General features: G+C 69.6%; 29 protein-coding genes. 28 read left to right on the forward strand and 1 reads right to left on the reverse strand.

All coding sequences use genetic code 11. From position 1 onward, the window contains the following. The 24 genes from AB0A63_RS13755 to AB0A63_RS13870 form a co-directional block, all read left to right on the forward strand. A partial coding sequence (locus AB0A63_RS13755; protein ID WP_360389883.1) for a hypothetical protein occupies positions 1 to 208 on the forward strand: 208 nt, incomplete at its 5' end. A 65-nt stretch (positions 209 to 273) separates the two neighbouring features. Continuing rightward, complete coding sequence (locus AB0A63_RS13760) at positions 274 to 768, forward strand: hypothetical protein (RefSeq protein ID WP_360389886.1); 495 nt, start codon at positions 274 to 276, stop codon at positions 766 to 768. 120 nt (positions 769 to 888) lie between these two features. Continuing rightward, positions 889 to 1,779 (forward strand): hypothetical protein, encoded by an 891-nt coding sequence (locus tag AB0A63_RS13765; protein WP_360389889.1) that lies wholly within the window; start codon positions 889 to 891, stop codon positions 1,777 to 1,779. 132 nt (positions 1,780 to 1,911) lie between these two features. Beyond that, positions 1,912 to 2,874, forward strand: a complete 963-nt coding sequence (locus AB0A63_RS13770; protein ID WP_360389892.1) for a hypothetical protein — start codon at positions 1,912 to 1,914, stop codon at positions 2,872 to 2,874. 286 nt (positions 2,875 to 3,160) lie between these two features. After that, positions 3,161 to 4,165 carry a DUF932 domain-containing protein gene (locus tag AB0A63_RS13775; RefSeq protein WP_360389894.1) on the forward strand — a complete coding sequence of 335 codons (1,005 nt, stop codon included), beginning with the start codon at positions 3,161 to 3,163 and terminating at the stop codon, positions 4,163 to 4,165. Positions 4,166 to 4,348: 183 nt separating this feature from the next. After that, positions 4,349 to 5,323, forward strand: coding sequence for a hypothetical protein (locus tag AB0A63_RS13780; RefSeq protein ID WP_360389897.1), 975 nt, complete (start codon positions 4,349 to 4,351; stop codon positions 5,321 to 5,323). A gap of 536 nt (positions 5,324 to 5,859) precedes the next feature. After that, positions 5,860 to 6,255, forward strand: a complete 396-nt coding sequence (locus AB0A63_RS13785; RefSeq protein ID WP_360389899.1) for a hypothetical protein — start codon at positions 5,860 to 5,862, stop codon at positions 6,253 to 6,255. Further along, positions 6,252 to 7,001 (forward strand): XF1762 family protein, encoded by a 750-nt coding sequence (locus AB0A63_RS13790; RefSeq protein WP_360389902.1) that lies wholly within the window; start codon positions 6,252 to 6,254, stop codon positions 6,999 to 7,001. The genes AB0A63_RS13785 and AB0A63_RS13790 overlap by 4 nt, the downstream gene beginning before the upstream one ends. A 25-nt stretch (positions 7,002 to 7,026) precedes the next feature. Beyond that, positions 7,027 to 7,491, forward strand: a complete 465-nt coding sequence (locus AB0A63_RS13795; RefSeq protein WP_360389905.1) for a hypothetical protein — start codon at positions 7,027 to 7,029, stop codon at positions 7,489 to 7,491. A 168-nt stretch (positions 7,492 to 7,659) separates the two neighbouring features. Continuing rightward, on the forward strand, positions 7,660 to 7,893 hold the full coding sequence (locus AB0A63_RS13800) for a hypothetical protein (RefSeq protein WP_360389908.1): 234 nt from the start codon (positions 7,660 to 7,662) through the stop codon (positions 7,891 to 7,893). A 105-nt stretch (positions 7,894 to 7,998) separates the two neighbouring features. Next, positions 7,999 to 8,211: a hypothetical protein gene (locus AB0A63_RS13805; RefSeq protein WP_360389911.1), complete on the forward strand. Its 213-nt coding sequence runs from the start codon at positions 7,999 to 8,001 to the stop codon at positions 8,209 to 8,211. A gap of 103 nt (positions 8,212 to 8,314) precedes the next feature. Then, positions 8,315 to 8,446 (forward strand): hypothetical protein, encoded by a 132-nt coding sequence (locus AB0A63_RS13810; RefSeq protein ID WP_360389913.1) that lies wholly within the window; start codon positions 8,315 to 8,317, stop codon positions 8,444 to 8,446. A 112-nt stretch (positions 8,447 to 8,558) separates the two neighbouring features. Next, positions 8,559 to 8,753 carry a hypothetical protein gene (locus AB0A63_RS13815; protein WP_360389916.1) on the forward strand — a complete coding sequence of 65 codons (195 nt, stop codon included), beginning with the start codon at positions 8,559 to 8,561 and terminating at the stop codon, positions 8,751 to 8,753. 285 nt (positions 8,754 to 9,038) lie between these two features. Next, positions 9,039 to 9,455, forward strand: a complete 417-nt coding sequence (locus tag AB0A63_RS13820) for a hypothetical protein (protein WP_360389919.1) — start codon at positions 9,039 to 9,041, stop codon at positions 9,453 to 9,455. A 121-nt stretch (positions 9,456 to 9,576) separates the two neighbouring features. Then, positions 9,577 to 10,083, forward strand: coding sequence for a hypothetical protein (locus AB0A63_RS13825; RefSeq protein WP_360389922.1), 507 nt, complete (start codon positions 9,577 to 9,579; stop codon positions 10,081 to 10,083). A gap of 100 nt (positions 10,084 to 10,183) precedes the next feature. Beyond that, a complete protein-coding gene (locus AB0A63_RS13830; RefSeq protein WP_360389925.1) occupies positions 10,184 to 10,558 on the forward strand; it encodes a hypothetical protein in 375 nt (124 codons plus the stop codon). A gap of 48 nt (positions 10,559 to 10,606) precedes the next feature. Next, on the forward strand, positions 10,607 to 11,473 hold the full coding sequence (locus AB0A63_RS13835) for a hypothetical protein (RefSeq protein ID WP_360389927.1): 867 nt from the start codon (positions 10,607 to 10,609) through the stop codon (positions 11,471 to 11,473). A 295-nt stretch (positions 11,474 to 11,768) separates the two neighbouring features. Beyond that, entirely contained in the window at positions 11,769 to 12,266 is a 498-nt protein-coding gene (locus AB0A63_RS13840; protein WP_360389930.1) for a single-stranded DNA-binding protein, read from the forward strand. A 143-nt stretch (positions 12,267 to 12,409) separates the two neighbouring features. Then, complete coding sequence (locus AB0A63_RS13845) at positions 12,410 to 12,793, forward strand: hypothetical protein (RefSeq protein ID WP_360389933.1); 384 nt, start codon at positions 12,410 to 12,412, stop codon at positions 12,791 to 12,793. 170 nt (positions 12,794 to 12,963) lie between these two features. Next, positions 12,964 to 13,383, forward strand: a complete 420-nt coding sequence (locus AB0A63_RS13850) for a hypothetical protein (protein ID WP_360389936.1) — start codon at positions 12,964 to 12,966, stop codon at positions 13,381 to 13,383. Between the two features lie 105 nt (positions 13,384 to 13,488). Next, positions 13,489 to 13,689 (forward strand): hypothetical protein, encoded by a 201-nt coding sequence (locus AB0A63_RS13855; RefSeq protein ID WP_360389939.1) that lies wholly within the window; start codon positions 13,489 to 13,491, stop codon positions 13,687 to 13,689. Positions 13,690 to 13,803: 114 nt separating this feature from the next. Then, entirely contained in the window at positions 13,804 to 14,028 is a 225-nt protein-coding gene (locus AB0A63_RS13860) for a hypothetical protein (protein ID WP_360389942.1), read from the forward strand. 194 nt (positions 14,029 to 14,222) lie between these two features. Next, complete coding sequence (locus AB0A63_RS13865; RefSeq protein ID WP_360389945.1) at positions 14,223 to 14,672, forward strand: hypothetical protein; 450 nt, start codon at positions 14,223 to 14,225, stop codon at positions 14,670 to 14,672. 410 nt (positions 14,673 to 15,082) lie between these two features. Next, on the forward strand, positions 15,083 to 15,508 hold the full coding sequence (locus AB0A63_RS13870) for a hypothetical protein (RefSeq protein ID WP_360389947.1): 426 nt from the start codon (positions 15,083 to 15,085) through the stop codon (positions 15,506 to 15,508). A gap of 66 nt (positions 15,509 to 15,574) precedes the next feature. Here the strand turns inward: AB0A63_RS13870 and AB0A63_RS13875 are convergent, their stop codons facing one another. After that, a complete protein-coding gene (locus AB0A63_RS13875; protein WP_360389950.1) occupies positions 15,575 to 16,102 on the reverse strand; it encodes a hypothetical protein in 528 nt (175 codons plus the stop codon). An 897-nt stretch (positions 16,103 to 16,999) separates the two neighbouring features. On the opposite strand from AB0A63_RS13875, the gene AB0A63_RS13880 reads away from it, so the two are divergent. From AB0A63_RS13880 to mobF, 4 genes are all read left to right on the forward strand, one after another. After that, complete coding sequence (locus AB0A63_RS13880) at positions 17,000 to 18,064, forward strand: hypothetical protein (RefSeq protein WP_360389953.1); 1,065 nt, start codon at positions 17,000 to 17,002, stop codon at positions 18,062 to 18,064. Between the two features lie 72 nt (positions 18,065 to 18,136). Beyond that, a complete protein-coding gene (locus AB0A63_RS13885) occupies positions 18,137 to 18,487 on the forward strand; it encodes a hypothetical protein (protein WP_360389956.1) in 351 nt (116 codons plus the stop codon). Positions 18,488 to 18,777: 290 nt separating this feature from the next. After that, positions 18,778 to 19,491: a hypothetical protein gene (locus AB0A63_RS13890; RefSeq protein ID WP_360389958.1), complete on the forward strand. Its 714-nt coding sequence runs from the start codon at positions 18,778 to 18,780 to the stop codon at positions 19,489 to 19,491. Positions 19,492 to 19,759: 268 nt separating this feature from the next. Then, on the forward strand, positions 19,760 to 24,634 hold the full coding sequence (gene mobF / locus AB0A63_RS13895; RefSeq protein ID WP_360389960.1) for a MobF family relaxase: 4,875 nt from the start codon (positions 19,760 to 19,762) through the stop codon (positions 24,632 to 24,634). Positions 24,635 to 25,000: the final 366 nt, after the last annotated feature.

Genomic DNA, 25,000 nt, shown 5'->3' on the forward strand with positions numbered 1-25,000 from the left:
CCCGATCGCCGCGTTCGTCGACGCGCTCGCGTCCATCGGGTACGACGTGCGGGTCATGGACTACGCCGAGCACGCGCTGCCCGATCGGGCCCGCCGCGGTTCGTCGTACCCGAGCAACGGAGCACCCGCATGCCCGCAGCAGGCACTCTCCTCGCACCCACCCGCCAGCGGTCGGCCACGCGCGCTCGCCGAACCTGGGACACGCTGACGGCGCTGGCTCAAGCGCAACCCGACAATCCGATCACCGAGCTGCTGCTGGCAGCGGCGCCCAGCGTGCAGAACCTGAGCCTGCACAACCAGATCGCCCTGATCCTGCAGGCCGGCGAACTCCAGCTCGCGCTGCACGACATCCGCACCGAGGCTGGCTGGGCGCGGCGCGGGCGCCGTCCGAAGCTCGGCGTTCCAGGACTGAACGTGAAGCGGCCGCACCGGCCGTCGGACCAGTTCGACGATGTCGTGCAGTACCGCGCGGCCCGCCGCTGGGAGTTCTCGCAGACCGAACCTGCCGGCGGCGGAGTCCGCACGCAGACCGAACCCGCGGCCGCCGGTGACCCCGCGGACTTCGCCGAGCACCTGCGCCAGCAGCTCGATCGCCTCGGCTACCGGGTAGCACCGGACTCCCTCACCGGCATAGAGCACGAGCAGCCGGTGATCACCATCCCGGAATCCGACTGGCTCAACGACCCGGTCGCCGTGGTGTGCCGGCTCATCCCGGAGCTGGCGTACGCCCTGCTCAACCCCACAGGCGGGACCACACCGCCTGATTGAAGAGCGCGGAGAGCGCACCGGCCTCCCGCTGTGGGTGGCGGTGCACCGCACTCTGCGCCGGCGGCGGGCCGGGGCAAGCAAGAACGGCTTGCCCCTTCCCCCGCCGCCGTCGCCCGGCGAGTGCGCCCCGCCACCCACAGCGGGGACCCGAGCGACCCAAGGGGGCTGTTGATGCCCGCACTCACCCACGAACAGGAACGCCGACACAGGCAGGCGTGCCAGCTGGTCAATCTCAGCCGCGACCTGCAGCAGGAGGAACGCGAGTTCGTCCTGGACTACTACCGCGCGTCGACGACCGGCCGCAGCCGATCCGACAGAGCGCACTTCACTCCGCGAGGCCTGGCGATCGACATGTCCACCGAAGTCATCGGCAACCGGGTCGTAGACCTGGCAGCAGGGATCGGCCGCCTCGCCTACCACAACACCAACACCTGGCCGTGCGACTCACGCGAACTCGTCTGCGTCGAACGCAACGAGGAGTTCGTGCGAGTCGGCCGACGCGTCGTGCCCGAGGCCCGCTGGATCTGCGCGGACATCATGACGATCCCGGACATGCTCGACGACCTGGGCACCTTCGACACCGCCATCTCGAACCCGCCCTACGGCGCGATCGACCGCCTGATCCAAGCGACCCTCGGCTACCGAGGTCGCCGATTCGAATACCACACGATCGGCTTGGCCTCGATGATCGCCCGCCACGGAGTGTTTCTCATCCCCCAGCGCTCCGCCTCGTTCCAGTTCTCCGGCCCCGCCGGCAAGTTCGTGCCCGGCACCGGCGATGACGAGTACGACAAGTTCGTGGCCGCCACCGGCATCGAACTGGACCACAACTGCGGCATCGACACCGATCACTACCGCGGCAGCTGGCACGACGTGAACGTCCTGGTCGAGGTCGTCACGGTGGATTTCGCCGACCGCGCCGTCCCAGCACCCCGCGCCGCCGCAGCACCACGCCCGTCCGCCGCCGCCGTGGCCGCAGCCGCAGAACAACTGTCGTTCCTGGGGTTCTGACCAGGAGCACCAAGCGCTGCACGAGCAGCTGACCTCCCCGATTCCCAGGTCACACCACCGCAATCAACGAGGTGGCCTCCCGGTTGTGCGCCGGCAGGCCACCTCGTCGTGCCGAGAAGAAGGAGTTCCACCGTGCTGTCCCACACCGACACCACCGCCCAGGACGACCTCGTCACCGCCGAGACGTGCGCCGCCGCTCTCGGTATCACCAAGGACACGGGCCGGGAGTACTGGTTCACCGACCAGTACGGCGTGACCTACCGCGGACTCGCCTCCCACGTGACCCTCGCCGCGCTGGCCCACTCCGACTTCACCCAGGACGCGTTCCCGCAGCTGAACGGCCGCCCGCTCCAGAGGACCGCGCGCTGGGTGATCACGTTGTTCACCAGCCGCCACACCGACCCGCAGCACGCCGCCCGCTTCGCGGCGCTGTCCCCGTGGCAGGTCTGCGAGCTCGTGGCCTACCTGTGGCGCCACCGCGACGACGCGGCGATGCACAAGATCGGCCCGGCCACTCTGCACCTCTACACCGGTCACCTGCTCGACCACGACGGCGACCCGAGTGCGCTGCCGGACGTGGTCGACCGCTCGCCTCAGCCGTCGCTGGCGCAGGAGAACTGCAACCTGTTCGCGCGGCTGCAGGTCACCGCGACGGCGCGCGACGGCGCTGACGACGTGCCCGTGCCGATGTTGGTCGAGGTGACCGAGAAGGTGAGCTGGCGGGTCAAGACGGCGATCCCTCTGGCGGTGGAGGACCTCGCCCGCCTGCTGGTGGGCAGCGGGTTCAGCGTGAGCGAGTACCTCGACCGCAACGCCCACCTGATCGAGGGGTTCCTCCGCTACGAGCTGGCCGACAGCGAGGGCCAGGACGTCAACGCGTGGCGGCTGACGACGCGGCGGGAGCACGCCCTCAGCTCGCCGCCGCCCGAGCCGGTGCAGGTCCGCCTGTACTTCGTCGGCCCGGACCGGGCCACGGCACTGGAGACCGTGCCGTTCAGCACGCGGGCGCTGGCCGCGTGCGCCGTGGTGGAGGGGGACGAGGTCTTCGAGACCACCGTCGAGGTCAACCACGACCAGGTCCGCACGACGCGCTGACCAGCACAACAGCGTAGTCACCGGCCGAGCCGCCGGTGACCGGTCAGGTCGCCGTCGAGCGACCGGCTCGCGCTCGCCGAGATCGAGCACTCGGGAGTCCCCGGTGCTTGGTGGGGCGGCCGCAGTCCACACGAACGCAGGGCCGGCGCAAGCCAAAAAGCGGCTTGCGCCTTTCCCCTGCGCCCGTGTGGAACAAGCGCGCCCACCAAGCCCGGAGATCCCACAGCGACAGTCCGTTAAGGACCCCGCCGGTGCGGAACCAGCAGACAATCCCGTGGAGGAAAGCATGACCACGTCCCTCGTCCCTGCCCTGACGATCGGCTCCGACGCTCCGCTCACCGCCGCCTACCCGGCCCGACTCAGCGCGTGGGCGCAGCTGGGAACCTCCGTCTCGGGTTCCGGCAGCGCGCAGGACGCACTGGTCGCCGCAGGCCTGGCGAACTGGAACATCCGGAAGGTCTCGATGACCGGCACCGAGCTGGGCACCGACGGAGTCACGCAGATCGACAACCCCGAGAGCGTGATGCTGGTCTACACCGACCCGTGGACCGGCAGGCCGCGCTACCTCTCGACCGTCGGCACGAGCTACGGCGTGCACCAGAACGAGGCCGGCGCGGACCTGATCGACGCCCTGGTCGCGGAGTCCGGCGCCAAGGGCATCGGGTACGCGGGGGCGATCAAGAACGGCAAGCAGACGTTCGTCACGATCGAGCTGCCGGGTGTGATGCATGTCGACGGCGTCGACGCCCTGCAGCTGCACCTCGTCGTGTTCAACTCCCACGACGGCAGCACGGCGTTCCGGGTGATGATCGTGCCGTTCAGGCCGTTCTGCGCAAACCAGCTCGACGTGGCCATCAAGGACCAGGTCTCGATGGTGTCCATCCGGCACACCAGCAAGTCGGCGATCAACGTCGAGGAGATCCGCAAGAAGCTTGGCCTGCTCTACGCCTTCAGCCACGCGTTCGAGGCCGAGGCCGAGAAGATGATCCGCGCGGAGATGACCCGCAGCGAGTTCAACGACCTGATCCGGCACGTCTGGCCGGTCGAGGACGACGCGTCCCCGCGCACCACGGGCATCGCCGAGCGCCGCGTCCAGGAACTCAACCGGCTGTGGACGGCGAAGACGCAGGAGCACATCCAGGGCAACCGCTACGCGGCGTTCCAGACGGTCGCCGAGTTCGAGGACCACTACGCGAGGGCGAAGAACCTCGATGTCCGTGCGACGCGGGTGCTGACCAGCAAGATCGTGAACGCACGCAAGCAGACCGCGTTCGACCTGCTCACCGCGTAGAGCGCGTTCGGTGACGACGTCCCGCCCTTGCTGCGCCTGGCCGCCCGATTTGGCGGCTTCCGCGTGAACTGACCGCTCCGCCGGGCCCGCTCACCGGCGGCCGAAGAGAGGCATGACCAGATGACCCGCACTCCGTCCACCGGGACCACGAACTCACACCCCTCACGGACCCAGGTCCTCACGGTGTACCGCGTCGAGTTCGCCAACGACTGGACGGCCGGCGACACCTTGCTCGCCGAACCGTTCATCGCCTCGTGCGCCACGCCGCAGATCCTGCTCGACGCGATCAAGCGGCACGTCCACGACGACGACCATCCCTGCGCCGCGGCGGTTCGCCCCGGCTTCGACGAGGAGGAACCGGACTTCGACAACGGCCCGGTGATGGGCCTGCTCTCGGTTTCCAACGACGAGTCGGTGAACGTGTTCACGGCAACGAAGCTCGCGACGGTCGAGCTCTCCCCCACCGCCGTGCCGGATCCGGACGACGAACTGATCGGCCAGCGCGTCGTGCTGTCCACCAGCACGCCCGACTTCAACCCGCGAGGCCAGCGGTTCATCGGCACCGTGCTCATGTCCTACGACGACCCTGCGCACGACGACGGGGCCCACACCCGGTTCCTCGCGGTGATCGACGCCAACCGCGAGATCCACATCCGATGGCGCCGCATGGTGGTCAGCGTGCGCGCAGCCGAGGACAAGCGGTTGTTCGTGCTGCTCAAGGCGTTCTCCAAGCCGATCGTCACGCTCATGGGACGGACCGAGCAGGAGGCGCTCGCCCGCGCCGCCGGAACCCTCGATCCTTTCGCCCGCGCCGGCGCTCGTCCGCTGCACGCTCTGCTGGGCCTGGAGTTCGTGCTGGCGGGCAACAAGGTCCCCGAGGACATCCGCCCGGTAGTCCTGGAGGCACGTGACCGGCTGGCCGAGCTGGTCACCGTCTACGAGCAGGACCACCCGGTCACCGGCGACCGGCTGTTCGAGGGTGCCTTGGTGTACCGCTATGTCGGGGTCATCCCGCCGTACGAGCGCGAGGTGCTGAAAATCCTGACCTCCAATGAGGACGGCACGGTGACGGTGCAAGCGGTCAACGGCAAGACCTTCGTCACCGAGCCCGCCGGGCTCGCGGGGCGCTGGCCGCTGTCCACCTGGCTTTTCGGCTGATACTGCCGCCGCGGTGAGCGTGAGGACCTCACCGCGATGTCTGGTGGTGGCGCGGCCGCACTCTGCGGCGGCGAATGCGGCTCCGACGTCGGCCGCGACGAGTTCGGCCGGTTCCGCGGCATGTGCCACGCCTGCTTCACGTCTGTCGAGCAGGGCGGATCACCGACCATGGCCGCTGCCCTCTGGATGCGAGTCGGCCGGGATGACCAGCCACATCCCGGCCGACGCAACGCCCACGCCCACCTTTCTCCGACGGCGCGCAACCGGCACCACGACCGAACCGTGACGGCGCGTCATACCGATCTTGAACGTCCTGACGCCGGTGGTCGCACTGATCGACGCCGACATCGTCGAGGACGCCGCCAATCCACTCGTGCTACGGAGGTCGCTCGATGTCCCGTCCGAAACACTGTGGCAAAGCCCGTGGCCGCGCCATCCCGTTCCAGTGCAGACTCGGGGCCGGCCATGCCGGAGACTGCAGCCCGTATACCTTGCCACCTCAACCGCCCGCTCCCGAGCGCTCTCGCCTCCTGCTGGTGCAGGTGGGCCTGGCGGGCAACGTGTCCGCGGCCGCGCACCAGCTCACCGGCTCGATGCGCGGCCCCTGGGAGATCGTCAGCAGCATCTCCCTGGAGGAGTTCCTGGCGCGCCCCTACTACGAGATCCCTGACGGCACACCGGTGATCCGCCTGGATCTCACCGGGCACGGCGTGACCTTCGCCAACGTCTTCAACGGTCCACGCTGGACGCCGACCCTGCGCGCGGGACAAGTCCAGCCGTCGCTGACGGTCGAATCCCGCCGACACAACGGGGAGGCCTGGACCACGATGCGCGACTGGTGGGCCGCCCCCGATGTCTACGCGGCGCTCGCCCCCTCCGCCGGCATCGTGGTCGAACGGCTCCCCAGCAACCGGGCAACGCCGCCGCGGTGAGCGCCACGAACGCCTCCCTGTTGGTGATCGTGCCGGTGACCTTCGCCCAGGCGTGCGACTTCGTCGCCGAGCACCACCGGCACCTCCCTGCTCCGGCTGGGCACAAGTTCTCCGCCGGTGTGGTGCACGTGGTGACCGGGGCGCTGGTCGGCGTAGTGATCGTCGGGCGGCCGGTGGCCCGCCACCTCGACGACGGCCAGACCCTGGAGGTGACCCGCACCGCAACCGACGGCACGCGCAACGCCTGCAGCGCCTTGTACGGCACCGCGTGGCGGGCAGCGCAGGCGCTCGGGTACACGCGGCTGATCACCTACACCCAGCCCGACAGCGGCGAGACCGGCGCCAGCCTGCGCGCGGCCGGATGGACGGTCGTCGCGCAACGCCGCCGGCACGCGGGTTGGAATCGCAGGGCTCGCCCGCGTGCGGACCGCGGATCGGCCGGCGTGCGCCGCGCCCTGTGGCAGGCACCGGCCTCCTCACCACCGGCTTCCGCCGTCGTCGAGGCGCTCATCGCCGCGAACTGCTGCGGCGAATGCGGCGCGGACGTCGGCCGCGACGAGCTCGGCCGGTTCCGCGGCATGTGCCGCGCGTGCTTCACGGCCGTCGAGCAGGCGAGCCTGGAGTTCTACGACCTCGACGTCGAGGACCTGTATCCGCCTCGGCCACTCCGCGCAGCCGGGCACCGCAGGGACTCCACGTCCGTCACCGCCACCGAACAGCCCGTTCACACAGCGGGCGCCAGATGATCTCCCTCAGGAAGGAAGGGCCACCGTGGTCAACAACGACGAGGGCGTGCTGCCCGCGGCCCAAGAAGACACCCCGGCACCATACCCCCCGATCCCGATGTTCGTTGTTCGCAGTCGCACCAGGTCAGCGATCTACGCGAAGGTCGCAGGCGACCTCGACGCGCTGCTCGACATGGCCCGCGAACAGCCTCAGGAGTGGCTGGCTCAGGCTCTCCGCGGTGTGCACGTGAGGTACGTCGCCGAGATGGAGCGCTTCACCGCCGAAGGGGATCGCCTCATGGACGTCCGCCGCAGGACCTGGCGTTCGAGGTCCGGGGCTGAGCCCGAGCCCGCGCACACGCTCTCGCTGCTGATCGCGAACGCCACACCGGACGAAGCCGCCGGGATTCGTGCCGTCGCCGTGCGCGCCGGCCTGATGAGCCAGTGCGCCTGTGGGACCTACAACACCGCGGCTGACACGCATTGCGCTGGGTGTGTCACTGAGCGGTGAGTAAGTCGCGCACGTCCTGCTCCGCCAGGTGGTGAAGCGCCGCGACCATGCCCGACCAGCCGTGTGGGGCCAAGCCGTTCCGGCTGGACCCCACACGCCCGGCCGTGCCTTCGAGGTCGCGCTCCACCACCTGGCGGAGCAGCGCCTCTGCGTGAAGGTGAGTGTCCGATGTGGAATGAGATTCTGGCCCTCGTCGTGCTGCTGGCCCTGGTCTACAGCGGCATCGTGCTGCTGCCCGGTGCCCCGAAGCTGATCGACGCGGTATGTGACCGCATCCGCCACGGCGTTCAGCCCGTCGTCGATGACCTCGACGAACTCGACGACGAGGAAGCAGCACCCGCGACCACACGGGCTGCGGCTACGAAGCCCACGCCGGCGACCACCAAGACCCGCGCGGCCTGACACCCCATCGGTGAGCCGGTCCTGCACTCGTGGCCCGCTCCGGCTTTCGCGTGAACTGAGCTCCCCGACAGGACCTGGGTCCCGACTCGAAAGGAGGCATCCGCCTTGTTCGCACCCGACGTGCTGTTCTACGACCCGACCGCGCTCTACATCGACATGCTCAACGCCCCTGCGATGGCAGCCGAGTTTGCGTGGCGCTACGCCTGCTTCGAGCTGAACCTGTTCATCGGCTGGGCGGAAGACCAGGGCAGACCCGATGTCGCCCAGCTCTGGAAGCACCATCACCTGCAGGACTGCGACGACCCGCGGCTGCACTGAACGCATCCGCCCTTCTCGCCCACATCTACCTCGCAGGCCCGGCCGACATCGCCCACGTCGACCGGGCCTCGCCATTCCTATCTGTCTCTCAAAGGGGATTCTCATGACCGACAACGACAGCGTCGAGTACTACGAGGCCACCGAGAAGTGGCGGCCCGAGGATGTGGATCGCGAAACCCACGTCGCGTCGCGTTGCAACGTCGGTGCCGGCATCTGCCCGTATTGCGACATCTGATCACCGGAACCGACGCTCGTCTTCAACGCGCCCGGCTGGCTATGGCGACATCTTCCGGTGACACCCGCCATTCCCGACCGGCGCGAGACTCGGCACTGAAGGGCCAGGTTTCATGATTCCGAAGTTCTTCACCGAATGGCTGGGCGATCTCGTCATCGTCCTGGTCTGCGCCGAAGCGATCACGCACCTGCTCATGGTGATGGCGGCGCTGGCCGGCGGACACATCGGCTGGTCGACGACGTTTCTCATCGTGTTCGCGGCTCTCTACGTCACCGTGCTCGACATCAAGTTCGGCCTGCTGGGCTGACCGCCGCCGGGTGAGGTCAACTCCGCGAGGTGCAGGCCAGTGAAGCCGCCCGGTGCTGGGGCTGGCGGTACGGAACGGCGGCGGGCGCAGTTCCTGCCGTGGTGGTGGGGCGCCCGCAGTGTGCGCCGACCGCACGGCCGGGTGTCAAACCGCGGAACAGCACCGCGGTTTGACTCCCGCCCGGCCCCCGTCGCGGTCCGAGCGCGCCCCGCCACCACGGCAGGGCCCGCGCGGGAGTTCTTCGTGAGCTCGGCGCAGCGGAGGTTCAGGCGAACGGAGAAGTGAATGAGCATCACCGTGGAACCGACGGCGTCCGCGACCACGCCGTCGGACGTGCAGGTCCGGGTGTTCCACAACAACAGCGCGCCCGCCTCGTTCTGCGGTTTCGAGGTCAACGACTCGGTCACGGAGGTCTACTCCTACACCGTGCTGGTGACGAGCGCGGTCAGTGACGAGGAGCTGGCCGAAGAGCTGGCCGAGGAGGCGTTTCGTCTCTTCAACGTCGGTCACGACCCTGCGTTCGGTGAGCCCGACCAGCGGGCGGTGCAGTACCGGGCCGCCGGAAACCGGTCGCTGTCGATCGGGGACGTCGTGTCCGTCGCCGAGCGGTTCCACGCTCTCACCCGCGAGGGCTGGTTCGAGCTGGCGGAGGTGCCGGTCATCGCGCAGCGCCGCTCGCACGGAACCACCCCCGCGTACTGACCGCGCGGCGTAGTCGGCGAACCACGCCGACGAGCCCTCGCCGTCCGGCCCAGGCGGAGTCCGCGGATTCACGACGAGTTCCGCCTGGGCCTCCCTCGCCCGCACGAGCTGGAGATCGCCCATGTCGCTCACATCCACCAGCCGGCGCGCTGCGCCGCGCTGGATCACGCCGTACGACGCCTGCCGCAGCTACCTGTTGCCCGACACCGTCGAGACCAACATCGGCCACCGCGGCCACGGAGCCGACTGCGGTGCCCACAACTGGGCCCGCGGCCTCCTGGTCGAGCTGCACCGGCTGCTCGGAGGCGTCCCGCTGTCGACGCACTACAGCGAACTGACGACCAGGCATCCAGACGATCACGACGCCGGACCTGCTGCTCTTCCCATCGGCTTCGAAGTCACCGCCCGGCTCGCCCGCCGGAACAACGAGGTCGTCGAGGTCGTCTCGCGTATCGAGAACGCGCCGCACGGGCCGCGCGGCGACCACTGGCAGGTCACGGTCAACGGCGAGATCCCGGCAGACGACGACCCCCGGCTGCACGGGGTGCACCGCTACCCGCCGTCCCTGCCGCTTCTCGCGCTGATCGTGCACCACCACCTGCGCGGACAGTCCGCGCAATCCCCCTGAGCACCCGCCGACCCCATCCCGAAGGCCCCGCAGGACCAACCCGGTCGTGCGGGGCCTTCGCGCTGTCCAGCCCACGAGCCAGCACCAAGGGAGACCGCCGATGTCTGCGACCCCGCCGAACCAGGCCGAGCAGCCCGCGGAAATCACGCACTACCTCGAAACCACCGACCACCCGGACCGCTGCCGCTACACCCTCACCCGGTTCTACCGCCACAGCGAGGGAACCATCCGCGTCCGGTTCCACCGCGCCCACGATCGCAACGAGTCCCAGGCGGCCGCTGACCTGCTCACCACGCGCCCGGCCGCACGCGCCTGGCTGCCGATCATCGACAACCCGGCGTCGAACTGGCACGCGAAGACGTTCGCGTGGGGCATCACCACCAACCCCAGCCTCAAGGTCGCGGACGGCCTTGGCGTGCTTCGCCGCCTCGCCGACGAGCTGGCGGCCGACGCGGCGCTGATCCTCGACGCCTGACATGCCGCGCTCTCTCCCCCGCAGCCCGCGCACCGCCGAGGAGCCGACATGATCAACCACTCCCTGCTCACCGCGCTGCCGTACGACCTCGCCGAGCTGGACGCGCCGGACCTCGCGTTGCTCGGGCTCGCCGCCCTCGTCCTCGGGCCGATGTTCGCCCTGTTGTTTTTCCACGGACCCCCCGCCTCCTGCCAGGAGTCCCCTGCGCAGGAGCCGGATCTGCACGAAGCGCCAGTGCCGGTCCCGGCGATGGGAGGGTGGCGCATCGACGTGAAGTTCGCGTCGTTCCACCTCGTCTCCGACGGGCACACCGAAGCCGCAGGCCTGCGGCTGCTCGGTGACGCCGAGAGCAGCACCGCGTGGAGCAACCGCGAGGCAGCGGACGCATTCGACCCCTGCGAGTACCCCGCTGACGTGGGTTTCGCCATCCCGCTCGACGAGGTGGACCACGTCCTCGCCGCGATCGAACAAGTTCACGCCAGCAGCGGCTGGAAGGCGTGGCGCGACGACCCACTCGCTCGCCGCGATGCGGGGTTCGCGTCGTACTTCCGCACCGAGCTCGTGGACGGCTGGGTGCACATCCACGGACCGATGATCATCCACGACCACGGCGCACCATGGCGGCCCGCCAGCGCCGTCGAACTGGAGTACCGCTACCTGCCCTGGCTGCCCGGAACGCTGATCGCGGCCCGCGCGAACGCGACCCCGGTGTGCCCCGGCTGCGAGCTCGCACTTCCGTGCCAGTCCTGCCGGGGGTCGGGCGACAACTGCAAGTCGATCTCACGCCGCGAACAGGAGCCGTACTGCGCGGCGTGCGGGGGAACCGGGCTCTGCTCGCAGTGCGAGATCGAAGGGGTGGCGGCGTCGCGGGCGTGGGCGGACACAGTGAGAGACACCTACCGGCGTCCCGCGTGAACACCGAAGGGCAGGACCGGAACCAGGGCGGGTGAGGTGGAGGAGGGGCAAGCGGGTCCGGGCCGGGGCTGTCGAACTGCTCGAAGCAAATCAGGTCGCTCCCGGTCCGCCTCAAGGCGCGCGGCCCAACAACAGGGCCACACGCCTTGACCCGGCCCTCCGCAACCTGATGAGCGCTCCGCAGATCGACAGCCCCACGGGCCGAACCCACTCGGTGACGTTGCATCGAGTGGAAGGAGACCGAGCAGGGGCTCGTCGGTGACCTGAACACCGATCTGCGAAAGAGGTTCTCACCATGGCCGGCGAGACCACGATCACCATCATCGGCAACCTGACCGCCGACCCCGAGTTGAAGTTCACGCAGTCCGGAGCGGCCGTCGCGAACTTCACGGTCGCCTCGACCCCGCGCACCTTCGACCGCCAGTCCGGCGAGTGGAAGGACGGCGAGGCGCTGTTCATGCGCTGCAGCGTCTGGCAGCAGGTCGCCGAGAACGTGGCCGAGTCCCTCACCCGCGGTGCACGCGTGCTCGTCTCCGGACGGCTGCGCCAGCGTTCCTACGAGACGACGGAGGGCGAGAAGCGCACCGTCGTGGAGCTCCAGGTCGACGAGATCGGCCCCTCGCTGCGCTTCGCGACCGCCACGGTCAACAAGCTCAGCCGCGGCACCGGTAACAACGGCTTCGGCGGCGGCCAGCAGCCCAGCGGCGGCGGCGCCGGTGCGCCCGCGGACGACCCGTGGAGCTCGGCCCCGCCGGCGAGCGGCGGCGGTTTCACCGACGAGACCCCGTTCTAACACCCACCGCAGGCCGGTGCCCCTCACCCATCAGCTCGGTGAGGGGCACCGGCCTGCGCGTGCGTGTCCGTCCTCGTCATCCACTTCCGTGTTGGAGGAACCACATGTCGTCCGTCCTGGTTGCGACCTTCGAGAAGCCGCCCGTGTCTCCGTCCACGACGCCGTGGACGCTCGCGATCACCACGTTCATCGGCAGGCCCGCACCGGCTCGGTTCACCGGTCGCCGTCCCTTCCAGCGGCCGGACCTGACGGGCACCGTGCTGCGCGAACACCCGAAGCAAGGCCTCTGGCACCGGGGGCCGGAGGGCCTGATGGACGCGCAGCCGATCATGCTCGGCCAGCGGGTGATCCGCGTCCCCGGCAGGGTGTGGCCGGTGCCTCGTCCGGAGGAATGCCCGAGCCAGGACCGCCGTGTGGCCTGGTTCGACGCGGCCGGTCAGGAGATGAGCGAGTCCGAGGTCGCCGACCTCGGTGCGCCGGAGCCGGTCGTCATGTTGTGCCTGAACTGCGGCCTGCAGCTCGGGTGATCACCGGGCGCTACCACCTCGTCGTGGTCAAGCGCACCGCAAGCCCTCTGTCCGAGCCGTGGCGCGTGCCCACCCCCAGGCACTGCTGCCCGCTCACCCTCGGCCAGGCGCCCGCCGACACCCCCTCCGGCGGCGCCTGGTCGAGGCACCCCATCACGTAGGAGCACGCCGTGAAATCACGTCCTCTGCTGCACCTCGACCACATCGTCGGTCCTGGTGCCCTGTACCGCGGTGAGCACGAGCTCCCCTATCAGTGCCAGCAGATCCAGCGAGACCTGCAAGGCGAAGAGGTCCTGCTGTGGCCGGACGCGCACGTCCATGCCTACATGCTGACCGATCAGCAGGTGAACGACCGCTCCCTGGGCAGGAGCCCCGGCCTGCCGTACCGGTTCCTCGTCTTCAGCCCCGCATCAGCCGCCATGAGCTGGACCGCGTTCTACGACGAGGCCGCTCTGCGCGCCTTCACCGACGCGTACGCGCTGACGATCGAAGGAGACCTCGTCCCCGGAAGGCCGTTCTACATCCGACTTCCGGTCACCAGCGACGACTGGCTGCCCGCCAAGCGTCGCCCGCCGCACGCGGTCCGCTGACGACGGTCCAGTCGCACCCCGCAACGACCTGCCCACCGGGCCGGACCGCTCCGTCTCATCCCCTGACGCCAAGCGGTCCGCACCGCCGCGCTCACCAGGAGTCTCATGACCACAGCGAAGCTGACTCTCCGCACGATCGCCGACCACACGGACATCCGCGTCGGCGACCGCATCTGGGTCACCTGGCATCTCGACTCGAACACGCGGTTCAGCGTCGTCGCCGCCGATGGAAGTTACTGCTGCCGGCCGCACGTGGAACGGGGAAACGCCACCATCGAGCGCCTGGAGCGCTGGGTGCCGAGTTAGCGGCGCATCGGCTCGGGCCTATCGGTGAGCCGAGTATCGCACCTCGCACCGGTGCGGCAGGCCGACCGAGCCTGCCGCACGGGTTCGTGCTCAGCACCAACGAAAGGATCGACCATGCCCTGGCTCTGCGACGGCTTCGGCAAGTACCCGACGCGGGTGTGGGAGGAGTACGTCGCGCTCACCGACCGCGGCACGGTCCTGTACCGGACGAACGACCTCGGGGCGGCCCAGTTCGGCCTCACGGAGAAGCGCTTGTTCGGTATGTGCTCTGTGTGTCGCTCCAGTGGCTACCAGATCGCCAACGACGGGACCGTGAGGGTGCACCACCGCTTCGACTGAAGCGCTCCCGAATCTGACCGCAACCGGCCGGGCCAGCCACCCGCTGGCTGGCCAGCTGCTCCGCGGCCGCCCCTCGGCAGCAGTGCGGCCCGCTGACCGAATGTGAGCGCCGGAGCTGCTGTGCCGCGGACGTGGACCCCCCAGGCTCGCGGCACAGCCTTGCTCGGCTCTCCTATCCCCTGGAAGGACTTATCATGTGGACAAACGACACCGTCCAATTCGCACGGCTGATCGCGGAGTTCGCGGCCACTGGCCGGTTTGACAGCGACGCCGTGGCGTCGGTCTCGACTACGGCGAGGATGCGGCCAGGCGACATCATCGAGGTGAAAGACCGGGCGGTCCGTCTGTGGGAGGAGGTTCAACGGCACGCTAATCCGGCAGCCTGGGTCGAGGAGACCCTGGGGTCAGAGACGCTGAGTGCACCTGCCGACACGCAGGCCGACGCTGTTCACCAGCTTGCATACGGCTACGCGTTGGGAGTTCTTCACGCGCAGCCACAAGGTGTGTCGTATGGCGTGCGAAGTGAGCAGGATGCGGCTGAATTCGCGCGGACCTACCGCGCACACTTCGAGCGCGGCACGTTCACCCGCGAAGTCAGTTCCGCGTTCGGCGAGTGGCGGACCACTGGCTCGGTGATCGCGTAACCTGCCCCCCGGACGCCAACCTCACCACCGATAACTAGGTCCGGACACCGACAAGTTCAGCCGGACCAGACACTCGTGACAACACCTGACGACTACGCCAGCGGCATCCAGTGCGACATGGCGGCCTACCCGCGCCGCACGCTCTCACAACCCCGGTCCCCGCTCGCCATCCTAGTGCACCGGTTACGGCGATGGCTGGGAACGAGCAGCGGACGAGGCCGCCGCCGCCACGGACCCGTACTCGCGTAGGGCGAAGGCCTCGCCGAGGACGAAAGGCGGGACTCCAGATGACTCCCCCTGCAACTTCACGATCGAGGCCACCGGCCCGGTCACCGTCGCACCGTCCGCAACCGCCACAATCCCGCAATTTTCGCAGACCAGGCGGCCGAGGTGTCCTACTCTCGGACGACATGAGGTTCACCACCGCCGTCACGTTCGCCCGGTTCATCGGTGCCTGTGGCGTCGGCTCCTACCTTGGCGCCGCGACCGCCGGTCTCGTCGCCCTGCTCTCGGGCAAGGCGTTCGAGCCGGGCAGTCCCTGGCTGGCCGGCGTGCCGTTCCTCGCCGTCATCGGTGCGCTGGTCACGGCGGTCGCGTTCCGCCTGACGCGGTATTGGCTGCTTCCCAAGCTCCGGCGCCGTCTGCTCTGGGGAGCACTGGCCGGTGCGGTGCTCACCCCGTTCGCCGTCGCTGTCGGCCAACTCGGTGACCTGCGGCCCCTCGCGGCGTGGCTCATGCTGGCCGGTGCGCTCCCGACCGGCTGGCTGTGGGCGCGGTGGTTCCGCGGCTCCCGCAGCACCTCGCGCCGCGCCGTGCCCGCACGACAGGCCAGCTGATCCATCAGCGTCGCGTCCAGCCCGTTGCCGGCGTCGCGGTCTCAGGCCAGCGGCACCGGCAACAGGTCAGGCGCTGACGGCAGGAGGAGGGGCCGTCGGTGCCTGGCCCTCGTTCTGGTGCCCCGGCCCGCCGTCGTGATCGTCCGCGAGCTGGTGTTCGGTCGCCGTCTCCGGCGACGGGCCGCCGGAGACGGCCGCCGCGGCGTGCCGGCCGATGGCGATCAGCTGCCGGGCTGGCTTCTCCGCCACACCGAGCAACTGCCCCACCTCCATGACCGTCACGTCGTTCTCGTGGATCGCCAGGGCAGCCAGTCCCTGCGCGGTCCGCTGCTCCTCGACCAGGCGCTCACGCCGCTGGGCAACCTCGGCCATCGCGCGTTCCAGAGGCTCAAGCTTGCGCCGGGCGTCCTGCTCGATCTCGGCGATCCGCTCACCGGCGGCATAGAAATCCGTCAGCGCGGTGTCAACGCGCTCTTCCTTCTCTCGCTGCTCGGCAAGCTGCGTGAGCCGGCGTTCGCGCGCGGCTTCGAGCATGAGACTGGTCGCCGTCGACCGCCGATGCCGTCGGCGCGTCGGCTTCGTCTGCTCCGCCATCCTCGACCTCCCCGTCGATCCGTGGCGACTGTAAGCGACAGGCGGGACGCGCAGACCTCGATGAGGACCAGAACGTTCAAACGGGAGCGAAGCGCGGGCTGCCCGCCAGCAGCACCCCGGAACGTAAAAGGCGTGCCCGGCCCGAGGACAGGACACGCCTTGATGTGCCGCACAAGCTTCCCCGCAGGGAGGCTAACCCCGCTCTCACGGTGTCCGGCCAAGGATGCGACACGTGCCGGCGCGTAGAAGCTCAGAGAACCCCAACCGGCACAAGCAGCATAGCGAATCCTCGCGCTTCGCGGACCACCGGCCCGCAGGAACATCGGCAGGGTGAGCCTGCCGCCCGACGAAGTGGTGACGACGGGCCGGCCGTCCTGGACCTCAAGTGATCCGGACCGCGCGCACGTACGTAGCGTTCCCCGGCACCGCACTGCGCGTCGCCCTGATCAGGTGGAGTGGTCACCTGGGCCCCCCTGCACCGAATCATCTTATGTCGCGCCAGCCACATCAAGGGACCCGAAAAGATTTTGCCTCCGCAAGCTCCGGCAAAATTTTTTCAGGACCCCCCTTGACGCGACTGTCACAACACAAGACGCGGCAAGGACAGGGGGGACGGGGGAGGAAAGGGCGGCAACAATTAACTGCACGCTCATTTCATGACGTGCACTGCCCGTCCCGGACGAGCAAAAGCGCAGGTCAGAGCCTTACCGCAGTGGTAACGATCAAATAAACAAGAGGCCGGGGACGGTCGAAAACTTGCAGTTTTACCTTTGTGGGCACTAAGATTAAGACTGTAAGAAACACCGGGAAGGCCAAGCCCGGTGACAGCGTAGAAACTCAGCAGTGGGGTTCAATTCAATGTCTCGCGTTAAGACTACTTCGGAATTCGTCGCCGAAATGGCGCAGCTGACCAGGGACGGCCGCATCCGCGAGGCGTCCCGGGTGGCGGCGCAGCTCACCCAGCGCGCCACCGATCGCGAACTGTGGCTGATTCACATGCTGGACAAGGAGCTGAAGGACCGCCCGCGTACGGCCGCCGCCGTCTTCCAGCGTTACTACGACACCGCGCCCAGCGACGCCGACCGCAACGTGGTTCTCGCGTTCATGGCCTACGGCGACAAGCAGCCCCGCCGTCAGCCCAACACTGACGAGCCCACGCGCAACCGCAGCAGCTACCGCGCTCCGAGCAAGGTCACGACCAGCCGCCGAGACGACGTGCGCCGCCGCCGCCGCAGCCGCGACGAGCAGAACGCCGCCGCCATCGCCGCCAGCTACGCCGAGACCCGCGCCGGACTCACCGAAGGCGCGCAGAACCTCGACCGCGACGAGCGGACCCGAGCCGAGCAGGTGTACGCGTCCGGAGACGTCGACTACGACGCCGCCGCCCTGTACCGCACCGCAGTCGAACTCCCGTGTCTCGACTGCACCAGGCTCCGCGAACGGGGCGACCTTGACGCCGCCCGAGCCCGCGCCGGACACGGTGACGACGGCCTGTGCCGCGAATGCCGCGCGGACAACCGTCCCGGGATCGCGCCACTGCCGGAAGGTCACACCCTGCGCGACGCCGTTCACGCGCGATGCGCGTTCATTTTCGACAGCCGCGAGGACGCGTTCGCCGGGTTGCTCGCTCTGCGATCGGCGTTCACGGCGAGCAGGAACGCGCACACGCGAGCCCTCATCGCCGAGTGGGTCGGGACCAACGTCCCGGACGAGGAAGGCCGCAACGAGACCCCCAGCACGTTGTGCGCCTCGTGCGGGCAGCAGGCCGCACGACGTGACGGCGTGTGCGCCGACGAGCTGTGCCGTGAGTTCGTCGCCGAGCTTGCCGCCGAGGAAGCCGCCACAGGGCAGACGGCGACCGAACCGGAGGCCGCACCGGCCGAATACCGCCAGCACGCGGTGAAGTCGAAGCGCCGCAAGCGCAAGGCGGACGCACGCACCAGGCGCCCCGCGAACCGCTAGCCAGCCTCCCGCCGTGGTCCGGCCGCCGAGCCGGACCACGGCCCCCTCACTCTTGCGCAGGAGCAACACGCCGTGAGCAACGTCCGCAACAACTTCCACCGAGACCTGAACATCACCTCGGCGCAGATCGGCCACGCCGCCGCACGCGCCACCGCAGACCCGGCTACCGGTGTCCGATCCGAGGCCCTGCACATCCAGGCCGCCGAGCCCCGCCACCACCGGACGCACGCGGCAGGCCGGGTCACGAACACATGGACGGGCGACGTGCCCGCCGGTGAGGTGCTGATCCAGGCGGGCGGACGGACCGTCTTCCCCGCAGCACACATCGAGCCCGAACCGTGCGCGATCTGCGGCCAGGATCTCTCCCCCGAAGACACCTTCTGCGACTGGTGCCACGAACGCCGCACCACGAACGCCGACTAGTCCCCACCACGCCACCCGCAGGAGTCCCGATGAGCACCCGCCCCAGCACCGGCCGCCGCCCGTGCCGCCAGTTCGAAGAGACGATGGTTTTCGAGATGCGCCACGACGTCGGTTCCCGTACGCGCCGATGGGCGCGCCGAGTCAAGGACGCGAAGGCCAGCGCCACGCGCCGCGACCGCCGCGCCGCCCGCCAGGGCCGTTGGGCCGCGTAGTCGCCCGCCGCCGTGGTCCGGCCGCCCGCCGGACCACGGCCCCCAGGCACCCAGCCATTCCGCCGCTTTGGAGGCATCGTGAGCAACAGCCGTAGTTCGATCACCGGCACCGCCGCCAAGGTGGCCCGACCCGAGGAGCCGCACGGTTACGTGCCCAGTTTGACCGGTGTTCGTCCGCTCAACTCTGCGAACCCCATCCTGTACCCCGTTGGTGGTGACCACGTGGTGGAACTGCTCCACGAGCGCGGGCACGGTCGCATTCGGGTCCGGGTGCTGGACGCAGCCGAGCACGAAGACTGGGACCACTACGCCCCCGGAACGGTTTACACGGGGTGGCGATCCCAGTTCGACGAGTCACCCGTGACCTACAGCGTCCACAACAGCACCACCGAGCCGGTGCGCGGCAACCAGTGGCAGCACCGGGAACACACCGCACCGAACACCAGGGACACGTTCGCCCAGTGCTGGGCTGGAGAAGACGACCGCCCACAAATCCCAGTACCCGACTGCTCCGCGTGCAAGCGCGAACGCTACTGCGACGACCCGAAGGCCGCCGCGAACGACGACGGCCTGTGCTGGGAATGCCGTTACGAACTCAACCCGTACCGCTGCGCGCAGTGCCAAGGGCCGATCACCGACCCGGACGCCCAGTACATCCGGGGCGTCTGCGAACAGTGCGACGCCAAGGCACAGGCCGAGACCCGACGGCGCGAAGCAGCCCGCCTCACCGGCCGCTCATGCCCCCGACGGCTACCGGGTGAACGCTTCCCTCGGTGCTCCGCCTGTACCTGAACTCGCCTGCAAAGGCCCCTCGGCTTCGGCCGGGGGGCCTTTGTCGTGCACGCACCCACTACGCACCCGTCACGCCACCACCAGCCCCGCCAGCGCCTCACCCGCCGTCCGCCACCCACCAGCCCGCCACCCCAGCCTGCCGCCCCTTCGCTTCCGGCCCACCCGCCGGCACACAGCACCTCTTGCACTCTGAGTGCGCCACGGTTCTGAATCGTTCGAGTAGCGAGTTTTTGCACGCTTTTCACCGAACTCCTGGACTGCCGCTGACGTGCCGTTTCGGCTGGATCTCGTGATCGGCGTGCGCAAGATGAGCCCCGGCGGGTACACGTACCTGACCGGCTCGGTGGCGTGCGCCGACCGCGGCCTGGACGACGGCGAGTCGCTGGCGGACTACTACCTCGCGCACGGCTACCCGCCCGGCGAATGGTTCGGCAAGGGCGCTGCCTCGCTCGGCGTGAGCGGCGAAGTCAGCCGCGAGCAGATGCTGGCCTTGTTCGGCGAAGGGCGTCACCCGGACGCCGCCCGGATCGAGGCGGACATGATCGCCGCCGGCCACACCCCGGCCGAGGCGATGGCGGCAACGAAACTCGGCGCGCGGTTCGCGCAGTACGACGGCTTGGACGAGCTGCGCAGCAAGGTGATCGAGGCGTACAAGCAGCACAACCTCGACAACAACCAGCCGCCCGGCGCGCCGATCGATGAGGCCACGAGAGCGGTCATCCGGCGCGAGGTGCAGGCGCGGGCCTACGCCGAGAAGCACGACGGCCGGGCGCCGTCCGACGACGAGCTGGTCAAGTGGCTCACGGAGCAGAAGAAGGCGATGAAGTCCGCGACGGCGGGCTTCGAGTTGGTTCTCGCCCCGCCGAAGTCGGTCAGCGTCATGTTCGCGCTGGGCGACGCGGCGACCCGCGAGCTGGTCGTGGGCGTGCACCGCCAGGCCGTGCTCGACACCTTGGCCTACTTGGAGAACACCGTCGCCTACACCCGCAAGGGCGCGGGCGGGCACACCCAGCACGACGTCAACGGCATCGCCGCCGCGATCTTCGAGCACTGGGACAGCCGCGCAGGTGATCCGCACCTGCACACGCACGTGCCGATCAGCACGAAGGTCCAGAGCGCGGACGGTCGTTGGACCTCGTTGGACGGCCGCACGATCCTCGCAGCCAGCGTGACGATGTCGGAGTTCTACAACAGCCGCGTCCGCGACCTGATGCGTGATCACGGCGCGGTCTGGAACGAGAAGCCCGCGGGCGGCATCGACCTCAAGAGGCCCACCTGGGAGCTCGACGGCGTGCCCACCGAACTGCTCGCCGGGTTCAGCACGCGCGCCTCGCAGGTCGAGCAGGAACGCGCCCGCCAGATCGTCGCCTTCCGCCATGCCCACGGGCGGGAACCGGCCCCGAAGGAGATGCTGGAGATCTCCCGCCGCGCCCAGTACAGCACCCGCGCCGGCAAGCAGGAACCGAAGTCACTGGCCGATCACCTGCGGTTGTGGCGTGAGCAGGCCGAGCAGATCGTGCCGGAGGACGTGGTCTCCGCGCTCGGCGAGCGGGTGTTCGGCGGCCGCGGCGAACCGCTCTCCGAGATCGACGTCAGCGAGCTCGCGGCCGCGACCGTGGGCATGGTCTCGGACTACTACTCGCACTTCAACCGCTGGAACCTCGAAGCTGAGGCACACCGCCAAACCGCCCATCTGCGGGTGCCCGCGGGCGGCCGCGACGCGCTGATCACCGACGTGGTGAACACGGTGCTGCAGTCGAACGAGCTGATCTCGCTGCAGGCGCCGTCGCTGGTCGAGGAGCCGAGTGCGCTGCGCCGCCGCTCCGGGCAGTCCGTGTTCGTTCAGCACAACAGCGAGCGGTTCACCACCCGCCGGACCTTGCGCGAGGAGTCCGCGCTCGCATCCTGGGGCCGGCTCACCGACGGCCGCCGGTTGCACCAGGACACCCTCACGAGGGCGATGGCGTCCGCGAAGAAGCTCAACCACGGCCAGCGCACCGCCATCACCCGGTTCGCGACCTCAGGCCGGCGAGTGCAGCTGCTCTTCGCCCCGGCCGGCGCGGGCAAGACCACCGCGATGAAGGTCTACGCCGACGCGGTGCGCGCCGAAGGCGGCCGGGTGTACGCGTTCGGACCGAGCGCGCGGGCCGCGCACGTGCTCGCCGAGTCGATCGACGCGCACCCGCACACCCTGCACCAGGTCACCACCGCGCAGCAGATGGGCGTGGTCGAGAAAGCATTCGGGTTCCGCCGCGGTGACGTGTTGATCATCGACGAGGTGTCGATGGCGGGCACGCACACGCTGCACGATGTCGTCGCCTACGCGTTGCGCTGCGGCGCCGACGTGAAGCTGGTCGGCGACGACAAACAGCTCGCCGCCGTCGAGGCCGGCGGCGCCGTCCGGTGGTTCGAGCACCTCAACGGCGCGATCCGGCTCACCGAGGTCGTCCGGTTCAACGACCCCGAGCAGCGCGCGGCCTCCCTCGCGCTGCACGCCGGCGACCCTGCCGGACTCGACTACTACTTCTCGCAGGACTGGGTCTCCGAAGGCAGCCGGGAGACCATCCGCGACGCAGCCCACCGCGCATGGCGAGCTGACTTGGACGCCGGCCGTCAGTCCCTGCTGATCGTCCCCACCAACGAAGATGTCACCGCCCTCAACCTCGAAGCCCGCGCACTGCGGGTGACGCGTGGCGACGTCGACGACCGCGGCCCGTCGGTTCTGCTGCACGACGGCACCTCCGCCAGCCGGGGCGACTGGGTCGTCACCCGCCGCAACGACCGGCTCAGGACGTTGTTCGGCGGCCGGGACTTCCTGAAAAACGGCGACACCTGGACCGTCCTTGCCGTCCGCCGGGACGGCTCGCTGAAGCTGCGCAACCAGGCCAACGCCGGCACCGTCGTCGTCCCGGCCGAGTACATCCGCGAGGACGTCGAGCTCGCCTACTGCGCCACGATCAACCGTGTCCAGGGCATGACCAGCAAGGGCTCCGCGCACGCGATCGTCACCCAAGGACTGTCCGCCGAGCAGCTCTACACGCTGATCACCCGCGCGGTGCACGAGAACCGGATCTACGCCGAGACCGAGCAGCACACCATCGACTCCCACCAGGAGACGCCGCTCCCGCTCACTGCCCGCGGCCTGCTGCAGGCCGCTCTGGCCCGCTCCTCGGCGGAGACCTCGGCCAACGAAGAACTCCGCGATGCCCTCGCGGCCTCGGAGTCGCTGCGCACCCTGGTCGGCCGGCACACCTACGTCGCGACGCTCGGTGTCGACGAGCAGGTCGACGCGGCGCTCACGCAGCACGTCCCCGACCTGATCGACAACCCCGCCGCCCCGGCGCTGCGGGCCACGCTGCGCACCGCGCACAGCCTGGGCTGGCAGCCTGAGGACCTCGTGCTGGCCGCGGTGGCCAGCGGCCCGGTCGCCGGCGACGAGGTCGACGACGCCGCCGCCGTGCTGCAGTGGCGGATCCAGCAACGCGTCGCGCAGACCCCCGCGCCGGCGCGCACCGCCGCCCCGACGCTCGATGCCACCAACCGCTGGCGCGTCATCATCGAGCAGCACCAGCCCGACGCCGCGGTCGAGGACCCGACGTGGGAGAGGGTGTGGCAGATGGCGGCCGCCGCCGCGAACGAGGGCCTCGACGCGAACGCCGCGATCACCGAGGCCGCGCGCTGGCTCGCCGCGAAACCGATCGCCGACCCGCTGCCCGACCACCAGTTCACCGTCGTGGCGCTGGACTCCGCGCTGCGCGGCCAACGCGACCAAGGCGCCGGATGGCACCCGGCCGTGCCCTGGCTGGCACACCCGAACCACCAGCAGCTCACCGAAACACCGGAGCTGCTGGACTACCTGGACCGCGTGAACGAAGCCATCGGCGCCCGCGTCAACGAGCTGCGCGCCACGGCGCTCGCCGACGAACCCGTGTGGACAGCAGGCCTCGGACCCCGGCCACTCGACGACCCCCACGCCGCACGTCACTGGGACGAACTCGCCGGACTCGGTGCCGCCTACCGCGAGAGCCACGGCGTCACCACCAACGACCCCGAGCATCCCCTCGGTCCGGAACCGGACAACCAGGGCCTGAGCGCACGAGCGTGGCGCAGCCTCATCAGCAGGTGGGGACCACCGATCGCCGACGAGGCCGGCACCTTCGAAAACACCGGCACCACGAACGTCCTGACCGACGACCTCGACCTCGACGAGCTGATCGCGGTGATCAGCGGCGATGAGCTGCTCACCGCGCCGGCAGCCGAGGAACGCCTGGACACGTTGGTGCGCCGCTATGAACGCGGCACGCGAGCGGCCATCGCGGAACACCTCGACGACCGGATCACCGACGTGCTCGCCACCCGCGTCCCGTCCGCGCTGGGCCAGGACGCCGAACCTGCGGTGCGGTGGCTTCTCCGGCAGGCGCACGCACAGGGCTGGACTGTGGAGCAGGTCGTTCCTGACGCCGACAGCTTGACCGGCCTCGACAGCGCCCGCGATCCCGCCGCCGTGCTGTACCGGCTGGTCGAGCAACGCGTCCAGCGTGCCGATCCCCCCGGCGAGCCCGCGCACGAGCGCGGCCCACTCCCCTGGCTTCACGCCCCCGCACCGCAGGTGCTGGCCGACCGGCCGGAACTCGCCCAGCACCTCGCCCTGCTCGGCGAAGCCATCACCGACCGCGCTGCCCAGGTGCGCGAGAACGTCACCGAAGTACAGCCGGACTGGTCACGTGGTTTCGGCCCGCGGCCCACCGACCCGGCGGCCGCGGCGAGGTGGGATGAGCTCGTCGGCGATGTCGCCGCCTACCGCGAGACCTACCGCATCACCACACCCAGCGCGGATGTCCCGCTCGGTCCTCAACCACCCGGCACCAACGCCCGCGCCCAGGGATGGACCACCCTCAACGACCAGTGGAGGACCACCATGACCACGCCCGAGAACCAGTTCTCGCGCAACCAGGCACGCCTCGACGCGCTCCGCGACGACGTCATCGAGCGCGTCGAAGACCTCGGCGAGGACGCTGAAGCACTCGCCGACGCCCGCGGCCTGGACGCCGAGCGCGGCGAAGTCGCCGAAGAACTGGACCGCTACGACGACCTGCACGAGATCGACGAACGCGCCGACCTCGACGCAGGCCTCGGGTACTGACCAGATCGCCCGCAGCACCGCCGCAGGTCGGCACCGGCGATTCCCTGCCTCTCCGGCGGGCGGGCCTGACATCACCGAGGTGCCGGTCGAGCGCGATGGACGGGGCGGCCGCCGCTGGGCCCGTCGGAACGAGCGGGCCGGCGCCGCTTCCTGCCGAAGTCCGCGTACTCGGTGGCCGCGGCGGTGCTGTCGCTCGACCACCTGCGCGATGCCGCTCATGGAAGGGTCATGCAAGCGCGCCAACTTCGGGCGGCCCTGATCAGGGACCTTGACGCGCCGGCGAACCCGCAGCTCGCTACTGCGTGCTCGCTCATCTCCGATGCCTAAGCGCAGAAGTGTCCATGCACTCCCTGCTCAGCTAAGTGC

Origin of the sequence: Lentzea sp. NPDC042327, assembly GCF_040647275.1 — a bacterium.
GTDB lineage: Bacteria > Actinomycetota > Actinomycetes > Mycobacteriales > Pseudonocardiaceae > Lentzea.